Below are 20,144 nucleotides of genomic sequence, written 5' to 3'. Positions count from 1 at the left end.
TTGTTACTTCTTTGCTGTTCTCACTTTTACAGGACTTCCTTCTTTCAATGTCATGATGCCAGTGGTTAAAACGGTATCACCGGCCTTTAGTCCGGAGGTTATAAGAACCTCCTTTTCTGTTCTGGAGGATGTCTCCACCATCACTTCTTTTGCCTTCCCATTCGAAGAAACGAATACTTTCTTTCCATTCTGGATAGGTATAATTGCTTCACTCGGTATAAGTAAAGCGTCATCTATCGTATTCAGAGGCAGTGTAATGTTTGCAAATGATCCCGGAATAAGCAGACCGTCATCGTTTGCTGCCCTTGCTCTTAGCTGCAGGGTGCGCGTTGCAGCCTCTACCTGGGGTTCAATAGCATAAACTGTAGCAGCGTACTTTTTATTGCTTCCAGAGAGCGTAAAAGCAATTTTTGAATTGTTTTTTATCTGGTTGGAATATTTCTCCGGAACGGAGAAAGTTATCTTCACCGGATTAGTATTCACGAGGGTAGCGACGATCGTGGTGGGGGTAACATATTCACCCTCAGAAATTGATCTTAATCCGATGGTGCCGCCAAAGGGAGCTTTTACAGTGGTTTTTCCCAGTTGAGCTCTGATTAGCTGCGTTTGAGCCTTTAAGGATCTGAGGTCGGCAAGCGCTATGTCAAATTCTTCCTGGCTGATTGCCTCTTTTTCCAGAAGTTGTCTGGCACGGTTTTCTGTTCCCGCGGCGAGGTTTTCTCTGGTAAGGGCCTGGGATAACTGGGCGCGGAGCTCTGAGTCGTCAATCTTGAGGAGTATCTGGCCTTTCTGCACTCTCGCGCCCTCCCTGAAGGAGATGGATCTCACCACTCCTGGAACTTCGCTCCGAATGTCTACTTTCTCGTTCGCATCGATTGAACCGGTTATAGAAAGAGAGTTGGAAAACTCAGAAGGCCTTACTTCTATCCCGTTCACGGTTGCTGGTCTTTGAGAAACAGCTCCTCCTTTTCCGGGACCTTGATTTTGACTTTCTTTATTGGTAGTAATTCGATAGATAACGAGCGCAGCAAGCCCTCCGATTAGTAGTGCGTAGAACAGGTATTTTAATTTCATATTTTTATTAAGCAGTAGGGGCGAGAAGAGCGAAAGTAATCTTTGTTTTTAACACAAATTACAGAAATTTGATGTGAAAAAGGTTTAATTATTGAGGTGTATCAAGGATTTTACTAATTTATCGACCGTTAAGTGTATGATGTAAATGACTACTTTTGTATTCGAATATGAATAAGCTAATTTTTTCCTCCACAATTCTACTTTTTTGTATGCTGCTTTCTGTAAACAATGCTGAAGCGAAGACGGAAATCTCCTTTGAAGTGTCATTTTCTGAACCTAACGCTCATTATGTTGATGTTAAAATGAACATATCCGGAGTCGCTTCGGATTCTATCGATGTGAAGATGCCTGTTTGGGCTCCGGGATCTTATCTAATACGGGAGTTTTCAAAAAATATCGAGCAGTTTGATGTTAAGGGTATTGGGCAGAACACAGCTTCCTATAAAAAGATAGACAAGAATACATGGAGAATCGCAACGGCAGGAAACCAGAGGATTGAAGTAACTTATAAAGTATATGCCTTCGAGGTATCCGTCAGGACGAGCTTCGTTGATGCTTCTCATGCCTTTTTATCACCCACCGGAGTTTTTATGTATGTGGATGGCATGTTGCAGCTCCCGTCGATAGTAACAGTTCGTCCTCATCAGGGATGGACGAAAGTGTCAACGGGATTGGAGCCGGTTAAAGGCAAGCCATTTACGTACTACGCGTCTGACTTCGATGTTTTATTTGATTCTCCGATTGAAGTAGGCAACCAGGATATTTTTGAATTTACAGCTGCTGGAATCAAACATGAGGTTGCGATGTATGGCGGCGGCAACTATGACAAAGCTAAGTTGTCTGTGGATATGGCCAAAATTGTTGAGTCGCAGATGTCTATATTTCGGGACATGCCGAACAAGCGTTATGTATTTATAGTTCATAATTTCCAATCAGGCGGTGGGGGCCTGGAGCATCTGAACTCTACGGTATTGGGTGCATCACGCGATGCCTATAACACGGAAAAGGGATATAAGGGTTTCCTGAGCCTGGTTGCGCATGAATACTTCCATTTGTGGAACGTCAAGCGTTTACGTCCTGCAGCGCTGGGCCCATTTGATTATAGCAAAGAAAATTATACTACGGATCTGTGGATTTCGGAAGGATTTACTGCTTATTACGATAATCTGATTTTGCGCAGAACCGGGATTTATAGTCCGGAAGCTTATCTTAATGTCCTGTCCAGCGATATCGAAACGGTGTCTAATCAACCCGGCGCGGGAATACAACCTGTAGCCGAATCTAGCTTTGACGCGTGGATTAAGTATTATCGCCCGAATGAGAATTCCAAGAATACCGGTATATCTTATTATAACAAGGGTGCAGTCTTGGGTATGATTCTGGATCTGGAGATAATTAATGCAACCAAGGGCACAAAAGGGTTGGATGATGTATTGAAAGCGATGTACGATGAATATTTTCTGAAGCAAAATCGCGGCTTTACCAGTGGCGAGTTCAAAACAATGGCTGAGAAGGTGGGAGGTATCTCTTTGGATAATTTCTATAATGAATACGTGTATAAGGCTGCTCCAATTAAGTTTCAGGTACATTTAGATCATGCAGGTTTGGTACTTGTTGATGAGTATGCGGGATTGAATACGCCTTCGCTGGGACTTACTGCGTCGAGCAAAGATGGTAAGCTTTCTGTGCTTAGTGTGACTCGTGCCGGTACTGCCTGGACGGATGGTATTAGTGTAAACGATGAGATTATTGCGATTAATGGTAATCGTATAAGCGATCAGACAGGAATTGAACGACTAATTGCAAACAAGAGGGTGGGCGATAAGGTTGATGTCTTGTTATCGAGAGATGGTTTGGTGAGGATCTTGTCTGTGACACTAAAAAAGGAAAATAAAGGTAAGTTCCGTATTGAGGCAGCTAAAGATGCGTCTACCCAACAATTCGCGGTAAGAAAAAAATGGCTTAATTTGTAACACAAATATCACTTATGACAAAATTTGCTGAGCAGTTTCAAGAGACCTCGGGGGAAAAGGCATTCGACCTGGACCATCGACGGGTTATTAATTTTAATATCGGCAGATATAACACAGCTGTTAACAGAGGTCTGTCAAGGCTGGCAAATTTAGAGCAGTCTAAGAAGAAGGCTCATGTCATCAAGTGGAAGGTAATGGAGAACCTGGATAAACTTCTTCCTGAATTTGAGGCCAATTTTCTCAAGAGGGGCGGTAAGGTGATATGGGCAAACGATGTGGACGAAGCTCAGTCGGAAATACTCCAGATCATTAGACGAGCGAATGCCCGCTCGGTGATTAAGTCGAAGTCGATGACGACTGAGGAAATCCATCTCAATGACTTTCTTGAAAAAAATAATATCGAGTCGCTTGAAAGTGATCTTGGTGAATATATAGTACAGCTGCTTGGACAGAAGCCCTATCATATAGTAACTCCTGCTATGCATTTGAGCAAGGAGGATATCGCGAAGCTTTTTCATGAGCGGTTTGGTACTCCTGCAGATGCCACTCCGGAGCAGTTGACAGCAAAGGCCAGGGAGCTTTTGAGAGAAAAGTATACTACGGCAGATGTAGGAATAACGGGAGCTAATTTCCTGATTGCCGACACAGGGAGTATTGCACTGACGGAGAACGAGGGTAACGCACGACTAACCACAACTTTCCCAAAGATTCATATTGCCATTGTTGGTATTGAAAAGCTGATCCCTTCTTTAAGTGACCTGGATCTATACTGGCCCCTGCTTTCGACGCATGGAACAGGTCAAAATCTTACTGTTTATAATAGCATTTTCAGCGGGCCACGCCAGGAAGGCGAAACAGACGGGCCGGAAGAAATGTATGTTGTATTACTGGACAACGGGCGAACTAATCTTCTGGCTCAGAAGGAACAGCGGCAGGGTTTGTACTGCATTCGTTGCGGTGCTTGTCTGAATGCCTGTCCCATCTACAAAAACGTAGGGGGCCATGCCTATGAAACAACTTATAGCGGCCCGATAGGGTCCGTGATTACGCCACACCTGGATGGCATGGAGGATTTTAAACATTTAAGCTACGCGTCCAGTTTATGCGGGAAGTGTACGGAGGTGTGTCCGGTTAAGATTGATATTCACAAGATGCTGCTTCTTAACAGGAGAGATTCTGTTGCCCAGGGCATGGCCCCGAAGGTAGAAGAGATTGGTTGGAAAGGTTGGCAGAAAGCGATGCTTAAGAGAAGCTGGGTGGATGCAGTGGGTGGGAAAATTAAGAATCTGATGCTCAAAACGTTCTTTAAAAAGACTTGGGGAAAGCATCGGGAGCTTCCGGATGTAGCGCCAAAATCTTTCAGTAAGCAGTGGAAACAAGGAAAGCGGAATTTGGATTAACATAAATTAACAGATTTTCACAATCTTATCTGTAAGAGTTGTAGTTTTGCCGCATAAAGGGGCCAAATGGATAAATTAAATAAACAGAAGGACGCATTAGATTATCATTCGCAAGGCAGACCCGGTAAGATCCAGGTTGTACCAACGAAACCAACAAATTCCCAACGTGATTTAACATTAGCATACTCTCCAGGTGTTGCCGAACCATGTTTGAAAATCGCGGAAAATACCGAGGATGTTTATAAGTATACAGCTAAGGGTAACCTGGTTGCTGTGATAAGCAACGGAACTGCGGTATTAGGCCTTGGTAATATAGGCCCCGAAGCCGGAAAGCCTGTTATGGAAGGTAAAGGGCTACTTTTTAAAATCTTTGCCGATATAGATGTATTTGATCTTGAGTTAAACACTACGGATATTGACCAGTTTGTCAATATTGTTAAGGCTTTGGAACCTACGTTCGGCGGGATAAATCTCGAAGATATTAAGGCTCCGGAATGCTTCGAAATTGAGCGCAGGCTTAAGGAGGAGATGAACATTCCTGTAATGCATGATGATCAGCATGGAACGGCGATCATCTCGGCGGCGGCATTGTTAAACGCCTGTGAGTTACAAAATAAGAATCTGGAAACAATCCGGATTGTAGTAAACGGTGCCGGCGCAGCGGCAATATCTTGTTCGCGACTTTATGTCAGCCTGGGCGCCAAAAAGGAAAATATTGTGATGGTAGATCGCTCGGGCGTTATTCGTTCCGACCGCGAAAAGCTGGATCCTTTAAAGGCCGAGTTCGCTACAGATAGGGATATCCGAACGCTTGAAGAGGCGATGGTGGACTCAGATGTGTTCATCGGTCTGTCTGCCGCAGATTCCTTGTCTGCTGAGGCACTACTTACGATGGCTGATAAGCCGATTGTATTTGCAATGGCAAATCCTAATCCAGAAATATCCTATGAACTGGCTACTGAAACGAGAAAGGATATTATTATGGCGACAGGAAGGTCTGACTATCCTAATCAAGTCAATAATGTTCTTGGGTTTCCTTATATTTTCAGAGGGGCTATGGATGTGAGAGCGACCACGATCAACGAGGAGATGAAGATCGCTGCCGTGAAAGCAATCGCAGATATGGCAAAAAAGCAAGTTCCTGAGGCTGTCATGCTTGCTTATAACCTTCATAATATTCGGTTTGGGAAAGATTATATCATCCCTAAGCCAACCGACCCTCGCCTGATAACAGCGGTATCATCTGCGGTTGCTCAGGCAGCCATTGAATCGGGGGTTGCACGAGCTGTTATCACAGACTGGGATGCTTACAAAGAGGAGTTAAGCAGAAGGCTGGGCGGTGAAGATGCCATATTAAGAGCGCTTAGCAGCAGAGCCAAGTCTGATCCAAAGCGCGTAGTTTTCGCTGAAGCAGATCATTACAGGATCTTGAAGGCTGCCCAGATAGTAAAGGAAGAAGGTATTGCGACACCAATATTATTAGGTAACCGCGACGCTATTCTCAAGACCATTAAGGAACATGACCTGGATCTGAATGGCGTGTCGATTATCGATCCGCTCGAAGATGATACGCGTATCGACGAATATGCTAAATACCTTTATTCAAAGAGGCAGCGAAGGGGAGTTAGCCTGTTCCAGGCACGGAAGCTTATGCGCGACCGTAACTATTTCGGAGCATGCATGGTTGAGTTTGGTGAGGCTGATGCCCTGATCTCTGGATTGACGAAGGATTACGGTTCGACGCTGAAACCAGCTTTGCAGGTCATCGGTGCTGACCCTAAGATAAACAGGGTAGCTGGTATGTATATGATGCTGACTAAAAAGGGGCCCATCTTTTTCGGAGACACAACGGTAAATAAGGATCCTACTGCTGAAGAGCTGGTCAGCATTTCACTTCTTCTTGATAAGTCGGTTCGCAAGTTTAATGTAAATCCCCGATTGGCTGTACTATCGTATTCAAACTTCGGATCGAATGAAGGAGAGATTCCTGGCAAGACACGAGAAGCTGTTCGTATTCTACATGAAAATCATCCGGAAGTAACGGTAGATGGGGAGATGCAAGGTAATTTTGCGGTGAATAACGCCATGTTAAGAGAGAATTTTCCTTTCAGTAAGCTGGTGGATTCTCCTGCTAATACATTGGTCTTTCCAAATCTTGAGTCTGGCAATATTGCATATAAATTATTGCAGGAGCTGGGAGAGGCCGAGGCGGTTGGTCCTATCTTGCTAGGTCTGAATAAGCCGGTTCACGTATTGCAAATGGGCAGTTCTGTCAGGGAAATTGTGAATATGGTGACCATTGCAGTTGTGGATGTTCAGGAAAAGCAAGAAGAGGCTTCAAATTAATTAATTCGTAACCATGTACGCATATATTGACGGTAAACTTGTATTCAAATGCGCCACCTATGTAATTATTGAGGCTGGCGGCGTTGGTTTTCATATCAATATATCAATCAATACATATTCTAAGTTGCCAGTTGGAGAGCATTGTAAGCTTTTTGTCTGGCAGCATATAAAAGAAGATGCTCATACGCTATACGGGTTTATAGATGAAAGCGAAAAGCGATTGTTTCTGCATCTGATATCCGTATCCGGAATTGGCCCCGGCACAGGCAGGATGATACTATCATCTATAACGCCAGATGAGATTCAGCAGGCGATTGTGAAGGGGGATGTGCCCTTGATTCAGAGGATTAAGGGTATAGGGCCGAAGTCCGCACAGAGAATGATTCTGGAATTGCAAGATAAGCTTAAAAAGGAGGGAGTCGATACGCTCACTTCGATGCCTAAATATAACACGGTTAAAGAGGAGGCAATATCTGCATTGATTATGCTCGGATTCGTGAAAAATGTCGCGGAGAAGGCTGTTGATAATGTTCTGAAGCGGGAAACCAATAGTCTCTCAGTTGAACAGCTGATCAAGCTCTCGCTCAAAAGCTTGTAACAATAAAGTAATACTAATGGTGTGAAACCGGCCTTTGTTTTAATTATGCTGCGTGGCCTATTTCTGCTGTTATTTGCTTTTCCCTATCTCACAAACGGCCAGACTTCAGACAGTATTCGGTTACCTTACCGCTTCCCGGACTCTCGATTTTCCGATTTTAAAAGGCCGCCGCAGATCTTTTTACCTAATCCCGGTAATGTCAAAAAGACCGTAGAGTTCGATCCCCTCACACGTCGATACATTCTTCAGGAAAAGATAGGCGAGCAATTGTATAAGGCGCCTCGCTACCTGACGATCGACGAGTATCAGAGGTATATAAATCAGGAGATCGCGAAAGATATAAGGCGTGCTGCTTTGTCTTCCGGTGATAGTCTGGGAACTTCAAGTCGATTGATTCCTGCACTAACTGTCGAGAACCGGGCTTTCGAACGAATCTTTGGTGGCTCGGTGATCACTATCAGGCCTCAGGGTACAGCAGATGTGACTATTGCCGGGAATGTGAATAAAAATGGCAATCCACTTTTGACGGAGCGTCAGAGGAAGCAGTTTAGTGTTGACCTCGATCAGCGTATTCAAATGAATGTTGTTGGGCAGGTCGGGAGCAGGCTGCGCATTGCAACAAATTATAACTCAGAGGCACAATTCGATTTTGAGAACCAGATCAAAATTGATAAGGTAGGCAATCCCGATGATATCTTACAGCGAATAGAAATAGGTAATGTGAGTTTGCCGCTTAACTCCACCTTAATTACGGGGAGTCAGGCATTGTTTGGAGTAAAGACGCAAATGCAGTTCGGCCGGCTAAACGTAACAAGTGTTTTTTCTCAGCAAAAATCTCAGCATCGAGAAATTACTGTCGCAAACGGATCTCAGCAGAACGAATTTCGCTTAAGCGCTGACAACTATGAAGCGAACAGACACTATTTTTTGGCTCACTTCTTTCGAAATGAATATAACGCTGCACTTGATCGGATACCACTCATCCGAAGTAACATCAACGTAACGAAGGTCGAGGTGTGGATAACAAACCGGACAAATAGCTCTGCGGATTCACGGGATGTTCTGGCACTGATGGATCTTGGGGAGAATATGCCGTATCGCTCGGAGCTCTTTCAAGGTGGCCAGGGTTATTCAAGGTATCCCGCAGGGACAAGCGATGCTGGTTTCCCCCAACAATCCAACAATTTATTAGAAAAATTACCTCAAGATGCTGTGCTCAGTAATTCAAACGCTGCTTACGCATTTTTTCAAGGTAGTGGCGGAACGGATAATTACTCCAGGCTATCTTATGCGCGTAAGCTAACGGATCAAGAATATGTGTTACATCCCCGCCTGGGCTATATTTCGCTGAACTTTGCCCTCAATGGCGATGAGGTGCTAGCAGTAGCTTATCGATATACGGTGAACGGTGTAGAGTATCAAGTTGGTCAATTCGCATCAGACGTTCCTGTAAACCCTAATGAGCCGAGATCCTTATTGGCCAAGTTGCTAAAGAATGAGAACTTAAAAACGAGCCTCCCAACGTGGGACCTCATGATGAAAAACATTTATTCACTTGGTGCCTACCAGATTAGTAAAGAAAACTTTAAATTGAATATCTACCGTCTTGATGAGAATACTGGTGTTGAAAGGCCTCAGATTGCGGAGGGACAAAATAATGGAAAGCTTTGGCTCCAACTTACCCATGTTGATCAACTGAATCAAGCGAACGACACCGGGTCTGATGGGATATTCGATTTTATAGAAGGGATAACCGTTGATCCACAGTACGGACGAATAACATTCCCATTGCTTGAGCCTTTTGGTTCTGACCTGGCGACGAAGTTCTTACCTGCAGAGCAAAATTTGATAGATAAGTATGTGTTTAAAGCTCTTTATGATTCAACCCGAACCAATGCTCAACAACTCTTCCAGAAATACAACCGGTATATAATCAGGGGGACTTACCAGTCCGAAGTTAGTTCCGAATTCCAGTTAAACGCAACCAATGTGCCGGAAGGCGCAGTTCAGGTAGTCGCAGGTACCTTGCCTCTTGTAGAGGGGACTGATTTTACGGTTGATTATACAGTAGGTCGTGTCCGGATTCTTAATGAAGCAATGCTAAATTCAGGCCAGCCTATTCGCATAAAAGTTGAAAGCAACGAACTGTTCGGATTTCAGCAGCGATCGCTATTTGGATCCAGATTAGACTATACCGTAAGCGATAGGCTACAGGTTGGTGGGACCTTTATGAGTTTGTCAGAAAAACCTTTGTCAGCAAAGGTTAATGTTGGAGAGGAGCCTATCTCCAACAGGATGTGGGGAGTCGATGCAACTTACTCTTCAGAGTCGCGTTGGCTCACCCATTTGGTTAACAAGCTTCCGTTTATTAACACCAGGGAGATTTCAACTATAACCGTTTCAGGCGAGTATGCGAAACTTATTCCAGGGCATTCTAAAGCACTGGATTTTGCCGGTAGCAGAGGCGTTAGTTATTTGGATGATTTCGAAGGAACACGATCTGTCATCGATCTTAAAAGTGCAATTGGTTGGCAGATATCCGGAACTCCGAAGTTATTTCCCGAAGCAGAACTAAGTAACGACCTGTCATACGGATTTAATAGAGCCCGACTGGCATTTTATAACATCGATCCGGTGTTTTATAGAAGAGGTAGTTCGTTAGCATCGGCGGGGCTTCCTAATAGTGCAGATGAATTATCCAATCACTATGTGCGTCAGATATTTGAACAAGAGGTTTTTCCATTGAAGCAGTCTGTAACGGGTATTCCGTTAGCGCTTCCAACGCTCGACCTTGCATTCTACCCAATGATACGTGGCCCTTATAACTATTCAACGGATGTAAATGCAGACGGGGCACTTACAAGCCCAAGAAGCAGATGGGGTGGCTTGTTCAGGAAATTAGAGTCTACAGACTTCGAGGCTCAAAACGTGGAATATGTAGAGTTGTGGATGCTCGATCCTTTCATCTACAAACCAGACTCGAAGGGTGGAGACCTGTATGTCAATCTTGGAAATATTTCGGAGGATATACTTAAAGACGGAAGAAAGTCATTAGAGAATGGTTTGCCGGTAAGTGGTTCGGAAGATCAAACGGAACTGACAAAATGGGGAAGGGTTCCGAAACGTCAGCCAGTAAACCAGGCATTTGAAAATAGCTCGGAAGCGAGAAGGATACAGGATGTCGGTTTGGATGGTTTGGCGGATGATGCAGAGAGTCGTCACTTTTCGGATTTTGTTAATCAGATTATCCCGCGATTAGGGGCCGATGTCGCTAGATCTCTTGCACAGGATCCATCATCAGATAACTTTCAGTATTATAGAGACGCAGCTTTTGACAATGCCAACGCAGGAATTCTGCGACGTTATGAGCGTTATAATAATACTGAAGGAAATTCAAGGACGGCAGATCAATCCTTGGCTGAGACCGGCTTAAGTAACGCGGCCTCCACTTCTTTGCCGGATGGTGAAGATATAAATCGTGATAATAATATGTCCCTGACAGATGAATACTACCAGTATAAAGTTTCAATAAGGCCTGAAGACATGATAGTAGGACAGAATTTTATTTCAGATAAGGTGACATCTACTGTTAAACTCGCTAATGGAAGTACGCAACAAGTGTCATGGTATCAGTTCAGAATTCCTATAAGTCAGTATCAGCAGCGGGTTGGTGGCATTGAGGACTTTAAGTCAATTCGGTTTATGCGGGTGTTCCTAACTGATTTCCAGGATTCGGCCGTTATCAGATTAGCCAAATTACAGTTGGTTAGAGGAGAATGGCGAAAGTATAATTCGGAAAACAATCCGGTGAAGGTGTTGGCTGATCCTGCATTGGGCACAAGTCCAGGAATGGACAATTCCAGTATCGAGGTTAGTACTATCAATATTGAAGAGAATGGGAAGCGCACGCCCATTCCTTACGTTGTGCCACCTGGTATAATACGGGAAAGGGATTTGAGTAGCTACCGGGGTGATGCCGAACAAAACGAACAGTCGCTATCTATTCAAGTAAGTGATCTCAGAGATGGTTATGCAAGGGCGGCATTCAAAACAGCACATTCCGACTTCAGGTCTTATGGGAAGCTTGAGATGTTCATTCATGCAGAGGGCGAGCAGCTTCGCGATAAGGAGTTGTCTGCCATTATCAGAATAGGAACAGATAATCAAGATAATTATTATGAATATGAGATTCCCCTGGATATAAGCTCACCTGGAACGAATGATGCCTACGCAATCTGGCCCGAAAGTAATAAGCTCGATCTTGAATTTAAAAAATTGCAGGCCGCTAAAGTTGCCCGCAACAGAGCGAAGCTTGGTGATCTTCCATGGCCGGCCAATGTCCCGTTCGAATATGCGGATGGGCTGCGAACTATAAGAGTTGTAGGGCAACCGGATCTTAGTAAGGTCAGGATATACATGCTTGGCGTGAAAAATCCCTTGAGACGCTCAGGGAATAGCATGCAGGATGATGGATTAGATAAATCAGCCCAGGTCTGGTTTAATGAACTCCGGTTATCCGAATTCGATGAGAGGGGTGGATGGGCAGCAACGGCCCGGTTGAATGCCAGACTAGCCGATTTTGCTGAAGTATCCGTTTCAGGAAGCAAAAGCACGGTTGGTTTCGGTTCTATCGATAGACGTACCAGTGAACGAAACAGATCAGACGATAGGTTTTTTGATCTCGCATCGACACTGGAACTGGGGAGGTTTTTTCCCCGGCGTGCTGGGATGCAAATACCTGTGTTCCTGAACTGGTCGTCTCAAGTGAGCGTACCTCAGTATGATCCAAGCTCTCAGGACATTGAATTGAATACAGCGTTAAGTGGGCTTTCAAAGGTTCAAAGGGATTCCGTACATCGTATTGTTGATGACTATACCCGGCGCCGTAGCATTAATTTTAACAACGTAAGGAAGATCAAAACGAACCCGGCGGATAAACTGAAATTGTGGGATATTGAGAACTGGAGTGCATCGTATGCTTACAATGAATACGATCATCGCGACTTTATTAATGAGAAATCAATACAGAAGACCTATCGTGCTAGTTTAGCCTACAATTATACCAATAAACCTCAGTCAATGATGCCATTGGCGAAGATTATCAAGTCGAATCAATTATCCTTATTAAGAGATATTAACTTTAATCTTTTGCCCTCTCTTCTTAATTTCAGAATTGATGTAGACAGGCTGTATTCTGAAAACAGCTTAAGGAATAATGATCCCGCAAACGTTATTCCTCTTACTACGTTTAATAAGAATTTTCGGATGAGCAGACTATACGGCATCAGCTGGAGTCTAACGAGATCCCTACAGATGGACTTTAACGCCACGAATTACTCGATTATTGATGAACCTCAGGGTCGCATAAACGGCATCGCCCGCGATACCATCTGGGAAAATTTAAAACGGCTTGGGCGGACTACAGACTATGACCATAACCTGAATTTTACGTACAATCTTCCCATAAATAAGATCCCCGCGCTGAATTGGACTACTGCAGTACTGCGCTACGGCACGAGTTTCAATTGGACTACAGAATCCACTAATACGCTACGTGATCCTGAAATTTCCCTTGGTAACAGTATTCAAAATTCGCGAACTATTCAGCTAAACCCTAGCTTGAACTTTTCAAGGTTTTATAATAAATTTAGCGCGTTCAGAAGGTCCGCCAAACACGGAGCATCTTTCTCGACATTTCTAAAGGACTTGCTTACCGGCGTCAAAAGTATGACAGGGGCTTACACGCTGAGCCAGGGGACATTTCTACCGGGCTATACACCAGGAACGAATGTTCTTGGATATGATCTCGATGAGAATGCTCCTGGTTGGGGGTTTTTGTTGGGAAGTCAACAAGATATCCGGTCAAAAGCGGTTGTTAGCGGTTGGATCACCAGAGATACACTGCTTAATCAGTTGTATGTAAAAAGTAAGAAGGAAGACATAAGTATAAGAGCGACCATCGAACCTCTAAAGGATTTAAGGATTGAACTCACTGCAACGAAAAGCTCTAACTTCAATTATTCGACAAATTTCCGGTTCAACTCAGCAATTGGTGATTTTGAGAGTCAAAGTCCAATTACATCAGGAGATTTTAGTATCTCTTTTGCTTCAATACGAACCGCATTTTCATCCATTGAAGATACCGGTCTATTCCGTGAGTTTGAAAGAAATCGGTCCATAGTGTCGGAGAGGCTCGGAACCGCAAATCCAAATTCACAGGGGGTCATAGAGGGTTATAGTGAGGGTTACGGTAAGAACTCACAGGATGTAGTGGTTGCCTCCTTCCTTGCTGCATACACCGGCAAATCGCCCGAATCCGTAAGCTTACGAACCTTTCCAAAAATCCCTGTACCCAACTGGCGTGTCTCCTATAACGGTTTAACCAAATATGCCTTGTTTAACAGTTTTGCATCGTTTAACTTAAATCACAGCTATCGTTCCACCTATAATGTCAACGGATTTTCATCCCTTGTTCGTTATCAGGAACAGAATGGATCCGTTAGCGTTAAAGATGGGCAAGGCAACTACTTACCTATTTACCAGTTTTCGCAGGTTATGCTGTTTGAGCAGTTTGTACCCCTTATCGGTGTGGACTTCCGGTTAAAGAATAATGTGTCGGCTAACTTTGAGTATCGTAAGACAAGGGGACTAAGTTTGAGCCTGGTAAATAGCCAACTGGCGCAACAGCAGGATGATGGAATCATATTTGGCTTTGGTTACAGATCGGCCGATTTTCGATTTCCGTTCGGGCTTCTGAGCAGTAGAAAGACTAAAAATGATGTCAATTTCAAACTGGACTTTGCTGTAAATGACAGGAAAACGGTGATTTATAGGGCGGATATCGAAGGAGCAGAGGTGTATTCAGGTGCCAAAAACGTTGCCTTAAGACCTTCGATAGATTACCTTTTAAATCAGAGACTGAATATCCGTCTATTTTATGACGGAAGCCTTTCCAAACCTTATACCTCACAAGCTTTTAATACATCGTTTAGCAACTTCGGAATAAATATGAGGTTTACCGTCCAGTAATTATCGAAATGCAATTTCATTCACTATTTTTGGAAAAAAAACAACATGAATTTCCCTTCAGAATTAAAGTACACTAAGGATCACGAGTGGATCAGGGTAGACGGTAACGAGGCAGTAGTCGGCATCACAGAATTTGCCCAGCGCGAATTAGGTGATATTGTTTACATCGATATCAATACTATTGGTGCTGAAGTCGCAAAAGACGAAGTATTTGGAACTGTTGAAGCCGTTAAGACGGTCTCTGATCTGTTTATGCCTTTAACAGGTACCGTATTGGAGCTTAACGAAAAGCTTGATTCATCACCGGAGCTTGTGAATCAGGACCCCTATGGCGATGGCTGGATGGTTAAGATAGAGATTAAATCAACTATTGAAATAGAGAGTCTTCTTTCTGCTGACGAATACAAAGATCAGATTGGTCTATAATGATTAACAATCTTAAGTATCAGTATCTGTCTTTTATGTGGCTGGTACTGGTATTGATCCTATGCAATATGCACATGGACAGCGTTACAGACAATCAAAATGCTTTCTTTGAAGGTTTTGATAAGCTGGTCCATACAGGTCTTTTCTTTGTTTTGACTTCATTGATCCTCAGGGGAAAGTTAAAACAGCGCGCCGAGCATACGCTACGTTTTATAACTGTGCTGAAAATCGTTCTATTTTCGGTGTTCTTTGGTGCTTTTATAGAACTGTTGCAATGGAAAGTCTTCACCTATCGGTCAGGTGATTGGTGGGACTTGTTTTGTGATGCCTTAGGGGTAGCTATGGCAGTATTTAGTTACTTCTGCCTAAGATGGGATAAATATGGTAAGGCATTTTAATCTGCTTTTGATAATTGTTCTGTCATTTATACTATTGAGCTCCTGCGGAGTCTTTCCCAAAAGCTGTAATTGCCCAACTTTCAGCAAATCGAAATAGTTTTTTTACAATAAAAGGTGACACCTGTGACAAGCGTTATTTGGATTTATTTCAAATAAGCCCTACTTTTGGTCATCTTTTAAACAGATATGAAGCTATCGCAGTTATTACCCGGTCAATCAGGTGTAGTTAAGGAGTTCACAGACCTTGAAATGTCCGTGAAATTGATGGAAATGGGGTGTTTGCCCGGAGAATTGATTTTTGTAGATCGCTTTGCTCCTCTCGGAGATCCGATGGCGATTACTGTTTCCGGCTACCAGCTAAGCTTGCGTATGCAAGAGGCTTCGACAATAATATTGGATCAGATATAAGTGAAAAGCGAATTGAAGGTAGCTCTAGTTGGTAATCCAAACACAGGTAAATCTACACTATTTAATGTTCTGACGGGTCTGAACCAAAAGGTCGGTAATTTTCCGGGTGTGACTGTAGATAAGAAGACCGGTGTATGTAAGCTTCCAGATAAAAGAGTTGCACAGATTATCGATTTGCCCGGAACTTATAGCCTTTATCCTAAAAGTAAAGACGAAACAATCGTATTTGAGGTCCTAGCTGATCGCGGAAGCAGTTCTTTCCCTGATGTCGTCGTGGTTGTAGTTGATGCAACCAATTTGAAACGTAATTTGTTGCTGTATACACAAGTTGCCGATCTTAAAATTCCGGTTGTTATTGCGCTTAATATGATGGACCTGGCGTCGAAGTCCGGTATCGTTATCAATGTAGATGCTCTTTCAGAAAAGCTTGGTGTCCAGATTATCCCAATCAGCGCGCGTCAGGGTTCTAATTTAGATAAACTAAAGCAAGCAATCGCTTTTACCTCAAAACAGCCACTACAGAAAGATACTATAAATGTATCTGATCTGGCGCCGGGTTTGATAAGCAAAATCAAGGATGAATTGCTTGTTGACTCTCCATATGCAGCACTTCAAATGGCTCATCAGCATGAGAATCTTCGTTTCTTGCCAGCTGACAAGAGTGAACGAATAGAAGAGCTGGAGAAGGAGTTTTCATTTCATTCTGATACGTCCAAGGCTACAGAGACTATTGCTCGTTACAATTTCATTAATGAAGTTTTAGCGGAGACTGTTATTGCAGGTCCTAAGCAGACCAAGAAGTCAGTTACGAACAAAATAGATCAGATCTTAACTCACAAGATATGGGGCTTCTTAATTTTCTTTTTACTTCTTTTCGTAATATTTCAAGCAATATTTGCATGGTCTGAAGTTCCAATGTCGCTCATTGAAGGCGCTTTCGTATGGTTGACTACTATTGTCCATGAAAATCTGCCGGCAGGTGTTCTCACAGATTTGCTCAGCGACGGCATCATAGCCGGGCTAAGTGGTGTTCTTGTATTTATTCCTCAGATAGCTATTTTATTTGCTTTTATCTCCGTGCTTGAAGATACCGGATATATGGCAAGGGTAACCTTTATGATGGATAAGGTAATGCGTAAGGTAGGATTGAATGGGAAGTCGGTTGTACCCATGATAGGTAGTCTTGCATGTGCTGTTCCGTCCATTATGAGTGCCAGAAATATTGAAAGTTGGAAAGATAGGATGATCACGATTATGGTCGTTCCTCTCATAAGCTGTTCAGCAAGGCTTCCTGTCTATACAGTTTTAATATCCTTGGTTGTTCCGGATAAGATGATAGGGGGCTTTTTGAATATGCAAGGTATCGTGCTAATGGGGATGTACTTAATAAGCGTTCTCGCCGCCATTCTCGCTGCTCTGGCTTTCAAATACATCTTGAAGGCGAAAGAAAGAGGTTATTTTATAATGGAATTGCCGGTATATAGAATGCCTCGTTGGGACAACGTACTGCTGACTATGTTTGAAAAAGTAAAGACATTTGTTTTCGAAGCCGGTAAAGTCATTATCGCCATATCCATTGTTCTGTGGGCTTTGTCTAATTATGGCCCGCCGGGAAAACGAGCAGAGGTGGAAAGGAAATATCAATCACCTCAGGTAATAAACCAATATTCACCCGAGGATTTGGAGCTGCATAAATCTTCCGAGTTATTGGAATCGTCTTATGCAGGGGTGGTAGGGAAATTCATTGAGCCAGCCATAATACCTTTGGGTTATGACTGGAAAATTGGTATAGCCCTAATTACTTCATTCGCAGCAAGGGAGGTCTTTGTCGGCACAATGGCTACTATTTACAGTGTTAGTGACGACGAAGCACATATATCTTCAGTCACAGATAAAATGCGAAACGCAAAAAATGCTACTACTGGATTGCCAGTGTTTACCCTCGCGTCATCCTTTTCATTGATGATTTTTTATGCGTTTGCTATGCAATGTATAAGTACAATTGCTATTGTTTACCGGGAGACAAAATCATGGAAATGGCCGTTAATACAGTTCACATATATGACTGTACTGGCTTATGTTTCCAGTTGGGTGGTTTTTAACCTCTTAAAATAACAGGGGGAGCGATGGACAATGCGCAAAAATTGTTTGAGTATCTCCCTCAGGGAGCCGTCCATATCATTTTAAAATGGATAGATGACTACAAGTGCGATTTTAAGATCGCAGGCAAGCGCAGTTCCAAGTTAGGTGATTACAGACCGCGTCACAAAGGACTTAACCACCGTATTTCAGTGAACCATAATTTGAACCCATATGCGTTTCTGATAACTACGGTTCATGAATTTGCACACTTGCAAACCTGGAATGATCACAAAGGTAGCGTGAAACCGCATGGACAAGAATGGAAGATCAACTTCAAAAAGATGATGGAACCATTTTTGGCAATGGACATCTTTCCTGATGATCTCCGAAAGGAGATTAACAGCTATCTTACCAATCCTTCTGCTTCTAGCTGTACCGATGTTAGCTTATTTAGAGCAATACAGTTGTATAACTCTCCCGACTCCAAGGACGCTAATGTACTGTTGATCGAAAATATCCCATGTAATACAACGTTTACCATCCAGAACGGAAGAAGGTTCAAAAAGCTTGAAAAAATGCGTAAGCGTTATAAATGCATTGAGCTGGCTACCGGGCGCCTTTATCTGTTTCATCCAATGGCTCAGATATTCGAAGCAGGTTGATTACCTTGACTTGACCCCTTCATAAATTGCCTCACCATCTTTGATCTTCCAATTGAAACTTAGGGAAGAACCTTTATACTTTTCAGCATTTGTCACGAGTTCCCTTATCAATTCATCTTCATCTTCAACTCTAATCACTGCACGATAGGACTTAAGCTCCCTCTTGCTAAGTACAATGTATCGCGCTTTTGGATACTCTGTAATTCCTTCAAATGTAAGATCAAATTCACCCTTGTTTTCTATTGCGCTTTCCAGATTCCCGAGAATCTCGCCGACGTTTCGCTTTTTGCTCTCCGCTTTTTGATGCTTGGCTGCTTTGAATGACACTTCATCATCAGCAGACTTTGAGTTCGCGTAAAATAAGACATCATTTCTGTAATATTCTCTACGAGATTGGTATCGTGGACTCTCGTACGAATTGAAAACGTTTTCTATAATCAGAAGCAACTGATGATGATCTATATAGTAGTACTTTTCAACCGATCCCATTTCTCCATCTCCGTGCTCAATATAAAGAACCGGGTTACCATTACTTGAATATCTGGTCACATAAAAGGAATATTCCGCATCGTTAAAGACCAGGCTTTCTCTTTTTTCGAACTGCGAAATATTAAGATTAATTGAATCTGCATAACTATTAATACTATTTTCATCCCGAAATACAGACTTGGCTGCGCCCATTTTTGCCTGTGGATGTTTTTCTTTCACTCCCCCGTTATTGCAGGAAATAGCGACGCACATTGCGGCAATGGAAGTGAGGAAGGTTAAATATCTGACCTTAATATAGGGAGACTTATACATATAGTTCTCTAACAAAGATATCTGGAAAGCGTTTAAAATTATCTGGTAAAACATCTTCAACCAATCTATTTGTGCTGTTAGCGTACATTTGATTGTTTGAAAGTTTCACACCACCTCAAAAACTTGTAAGTTTGAATGTCTAAACAATACTAGAATGAAGCAACTATATATTATGTTCCTAGCTACCCTTATCTCAGGAACTGTCCTGGCTCAGGAGTACTATCTTCGACCGCATACATTTGCTTTAAAAGAAAAGGAGGATCTCAATGTTGAGCTTTACAGAGGTAGCAAGTTTGATATCGGCGAAGATCGTAAGGTTGAAAATTCCAGACTAAAGAGTGCCAAAATCTACCGGGGTGCCAAACCTGAAAATCTGATCGACAGCGCGGGAGCAGTTAAGTCATCCCTCATGGTGCCATACAAAAGCTCAGGTTTACATCTCGTAGCTGCGGAGCTTTTCAATAGTGTCGAACAAAAATCCAGAACTTCACTTAACAACCAGTTTGCGGAGGAAGGATTTGCTGACGTGGCAGACAAGGCCGGTATGAAGCAGTTATTCTCCGTGAATAACCACTATTCGCTTAAGACGCTTGTCATTTCCGATAAGGCTTCAGGAAGCGCGTATGAGGTCAAAACAGACGGCGACTTTGAAATTGTGTTATCGCAGAATCCCTATAAAATGAAGTATGGTGAAGATATTACCGTTCAGGTACTATCCAAGGGCGAGCCGGTGAAGAAGGCCTATGTTGCGGTTACTACGAAAACGCTTAACGGCAGTCTATTTGCATCATCTCAAGTAACAGACGATGAAGGGAAGGCTTATGTAAAGCTTAACCGTGCGGGGGAATGGCTCATCAAAGCGGTCAACATTTTACCAGCGGAAAAGTCGGCTGATTTCGACAGGTGGTTTTCGTCTTATAGTTTTAGCTTCTTAAACAAATAATATA

General features: G+C 43.0%; 13 protein-coding genes. 11 read left to right on the top strand and 2 right to left on the bottom strand.

Going from position 1 to position 20,144, the window contains the following annotated elements; translation table 11 throughout:
- Positions 1–3 precede the first annotated feature (3 nt).
- A complete protein-coding gene (locus ACKI5J_RS03730) occupies positions 4–1,074 on the bottom strand; it encodes an efflux RND transporter periplasmic adaptor subunit (protein ID WP_407426639.1) in 1,071 nt (356 codons plus the stop codon).
- 209 nt (positions 1,075–1,283) lie between these two features.
- Here ACKI5J_RS03730 and ACKI5J_RS03725 point away from each other — a divergent pair, with 209 nt between their 5' ends.
- The 10 genes from ACKI5J_RS03725 (at position 1,284) to ACKI5J_RS03680 (ending at position 18,396) form a co-directional block, all read left to right on the top strand.
- On the top strand, positions 1,284–3,047 hold the full coding sequence (locus tag ACKI5J_RS03725) for a M61 family metallopeptidase (protein WP_407426637.1): 1,764 nt from the start codon (positions 1,284–1,286) through the stop codon (positions 3,045–3,047).
- Between the two features lie 14 nt (positions 3,048–3,061).
- Complete coding sequence (locus ACKI5J_RS03720; protein WP_407426635.1) at positions 3,062–4,447, top strand: LutB/LldF family L-lactate oxidation iron-sulfur protein; 1,386 nt, start codon at positions 3,062–3,064, stop codon at positions 4,445–4,447.
- 66 nt (positions 4,448–4,513) lie between these two features.
- Positions 4,514–6,793, top strand: coding sequence for an NADP-dependent malic enzyme (locus tag ACKI5J_RS03715; RefSeq protein ID WP_407426633.1), 2,280 nt, complete (start codon positions 4,514–4,516; stop codon positions 6,791–6,793).
- Positions 6,794–6,806: 13 nt separating this feature from the next.
- Positions 6,807–7,391 (top strand): Holliday junction branch migration protein RuvA, encoded by a 585-nt coding sequence (gene ruvA / locus ACKI5J_RS03710; RefSeq protein ID WP_407426631.1) that lies wholly within the window; start codon positions 6,807–6,809, stop codon positions 7,389–7,391.
- Positions 7,392–7,436: 45 nt separating this feature from the next.
- Positions 7,437–14,420, top strand: coding sequence for a cell surface protein SprA (gene sprA / locus ACKI5J_RS03705; RefSeq protein ID WP_407426629.1), 6,984 nt, complete (start codon positions 7,437–7,439; stop codon positions 14,418–14,420).
- Positions 14,421–14,465: 45 nt separating this feature from the next.
- Entirely contained in the window at positions 14,466–14,846 is a 381-nt protein-coding gene (gene gcvH, locus ACKI5J_RS03700; RefSeq protein ID WP_407426627.1) for a glycine cleavage system protein GcvH, read from the top strand.
- Entirely contained in the window at positions 14,846–15,244 is a 399-nt protein-coding gene (locus tag ACKI5J_RS03695; RefSeq protein ID WP_407426625.1) for a VanZ family protein, read from the top strand. Before gcvH ends, ACKI5J_RS03695 begins: the two co-directional genes overlap by 1 nt.
- 186 nt (positions 15,245–15,430) lie before the next feature.
- Positions 15,431–15,652: a ferrous iron transport protein A gene (locus ACKI5J_RS03690; protein ID WP_407426623.1), complete on the top strand. Its 222-nt coding sequence runs from the start codon at positions 15,431–15,433 to the stop codon at positions 15,650–15,652.
- Positions 15,653–15,664: 12 nt separating this feature from the next.
- Positions 15,665–17,767, top strand: coding sequence for a ferrous iron transport protein B (feoB, locus tag ACKI5J_RS03685; protein WP_407426621.1), 2,103 nt, complete (start codon positions 15,665–15,667; stop codon positions 17,765–17,767).
- An 11-nt stretch (positions 17,768–17,778) separates the two neighbouring features.
- Positions 17,779–18,396, top strand: a complete 618-nt coding sequence (locus ACKI5J_RS03680; protein ID WP_407426619.1) for a sprT domain-containing protein — start codon at positions 17,779–17,781, stop codon at positions 18,394–18,396.
- Here the strand turns inward: ACKI5J_RS03680 and ACKI5J_RS03675 are convergent, their stop codons facing one another.
- Entirely contained in the window at positions 18,397–19,251 is an 855-nt protein-coding gene (locus tag ACKI5J_RS03675; RefSeq protein WP_407426617.1) for a hypothetical protein, read from the bottom strand.
- A gap of 100 nt (positions 19,252–19,351) precedes the next feature.
- On the opposite strand from ACKI5J_RS03675, the gene ACKI5J_RS03670 reads away from it, so the two are divergent.
- The gene (locus tag ACKI5J_RS03670; protein WP_407426615.1) at positions 19,352–20,140 is read left to right on the top strand and encodes a DUF4198 domain-containing protein; all 789 of its coding nucleotides are present in this window, start codon (positions 19,352–19,354) and stop codon (positions 20,138–20,140) included.
- Positions 20,141–20,144: the final 4 nt, after the last annotated feature.

It is taken from the genome of Arcticibacter sp. (assembly GCF_045629565.1).
Taxonomy (GTDB): domain Bacteria; phylum Bacteroidota; class Bacteroidia; order Sphingobacteriales; family Sphingobacteriaceae; genus Arcticibacter.
This window is presented reverse-complemented; position numbering and strand designations above follow the sequence as displayed.

Bases quoted from the DNA above. Each gene is read 5' to 3' on its own strand.
- ACKI5J_RS03690 (WP_407426623.1), top strand. From the start codon at position 15,431: ATGAAGCTATCGCAGTTATTACCCGGTCAATCAGGTGTAGTTAAGGAG.
- ACKI5J_RS03675 (WP_407426617.1), bottom strand. From the start codon at position 19,251: ATGTTTTACCAGATAATTTTAAACGCTTTCCAGATATCTTTGTTAGAG.
- gcvH (WP_407426627.1), top strand. From the start codon at position 14,466: ATGAATTTCCCTTCAGAATTAAAGTACACTAAGGATCACGAGTGGATC.
- ACKI5J_RS03670 (WP_407426615.1), top strand. From the start codon at position 19,352: ATGAAGCAACTATATATTATGTTCCTAGCTACCCTTATCTCAGGAACT.
- ruvA (WP_407426631.1), top strand. From the start codon at position 6,807: ATGTACGCATATATTGACGGTAAACTTGTATTCAAATGCGCCACCTAT.
- ACKI5J_RS03680 (WP_407426619.1), top strand. From the start codon at position 17,779: ATGGACAATGCGCAAAAATTGTTTGAGTATCTCCCTCAGGGAGCCGTC.
- ACKI5J_RS03715 (WP_407426633.1), top strand. From the start codon at position 4,514: ATGGATAAATTAAATAAACAGAAGGACGCATTAGATTATCATTCGCAA.
- ACKI5J_RS03725 (WP_407426637.1), top strand. From the start codon at position 1,284: ATGCTGCTTTCTGTAAACAATGCTGAAGCGAAGACGGAAATCTCCTTT.
- ACKI5J_RS03695 (WP_407426625.1), top strand. From the start codon at position 14,846: ATGATTAACAATCTTAAGTATCAGTATCTGTCTTTTATGTGGCTGGTA.
- ACKI5J_RS03720 (WP_407426635.1), top strand. From the start codon at position 3,062: ATGACAAAATTTGCTGAGCAGTTTCAAGAGACCTCGGGGGAAAAGGCA.
- ACKI5J_RS03730 (WP_407426639.1), bottom strand. From the start codon at position 1,074: ATGAAATTAAAATACCTGTTCTACGCACTACTAATCGGAGGGCTTGCT.
- sprA (WP_407426629.1), top strand. From the start codon at position 7,437: ATGCTGCGTGGCCTATTTCTGCTGTTATTTGCTTTTCCCTATCTCACA.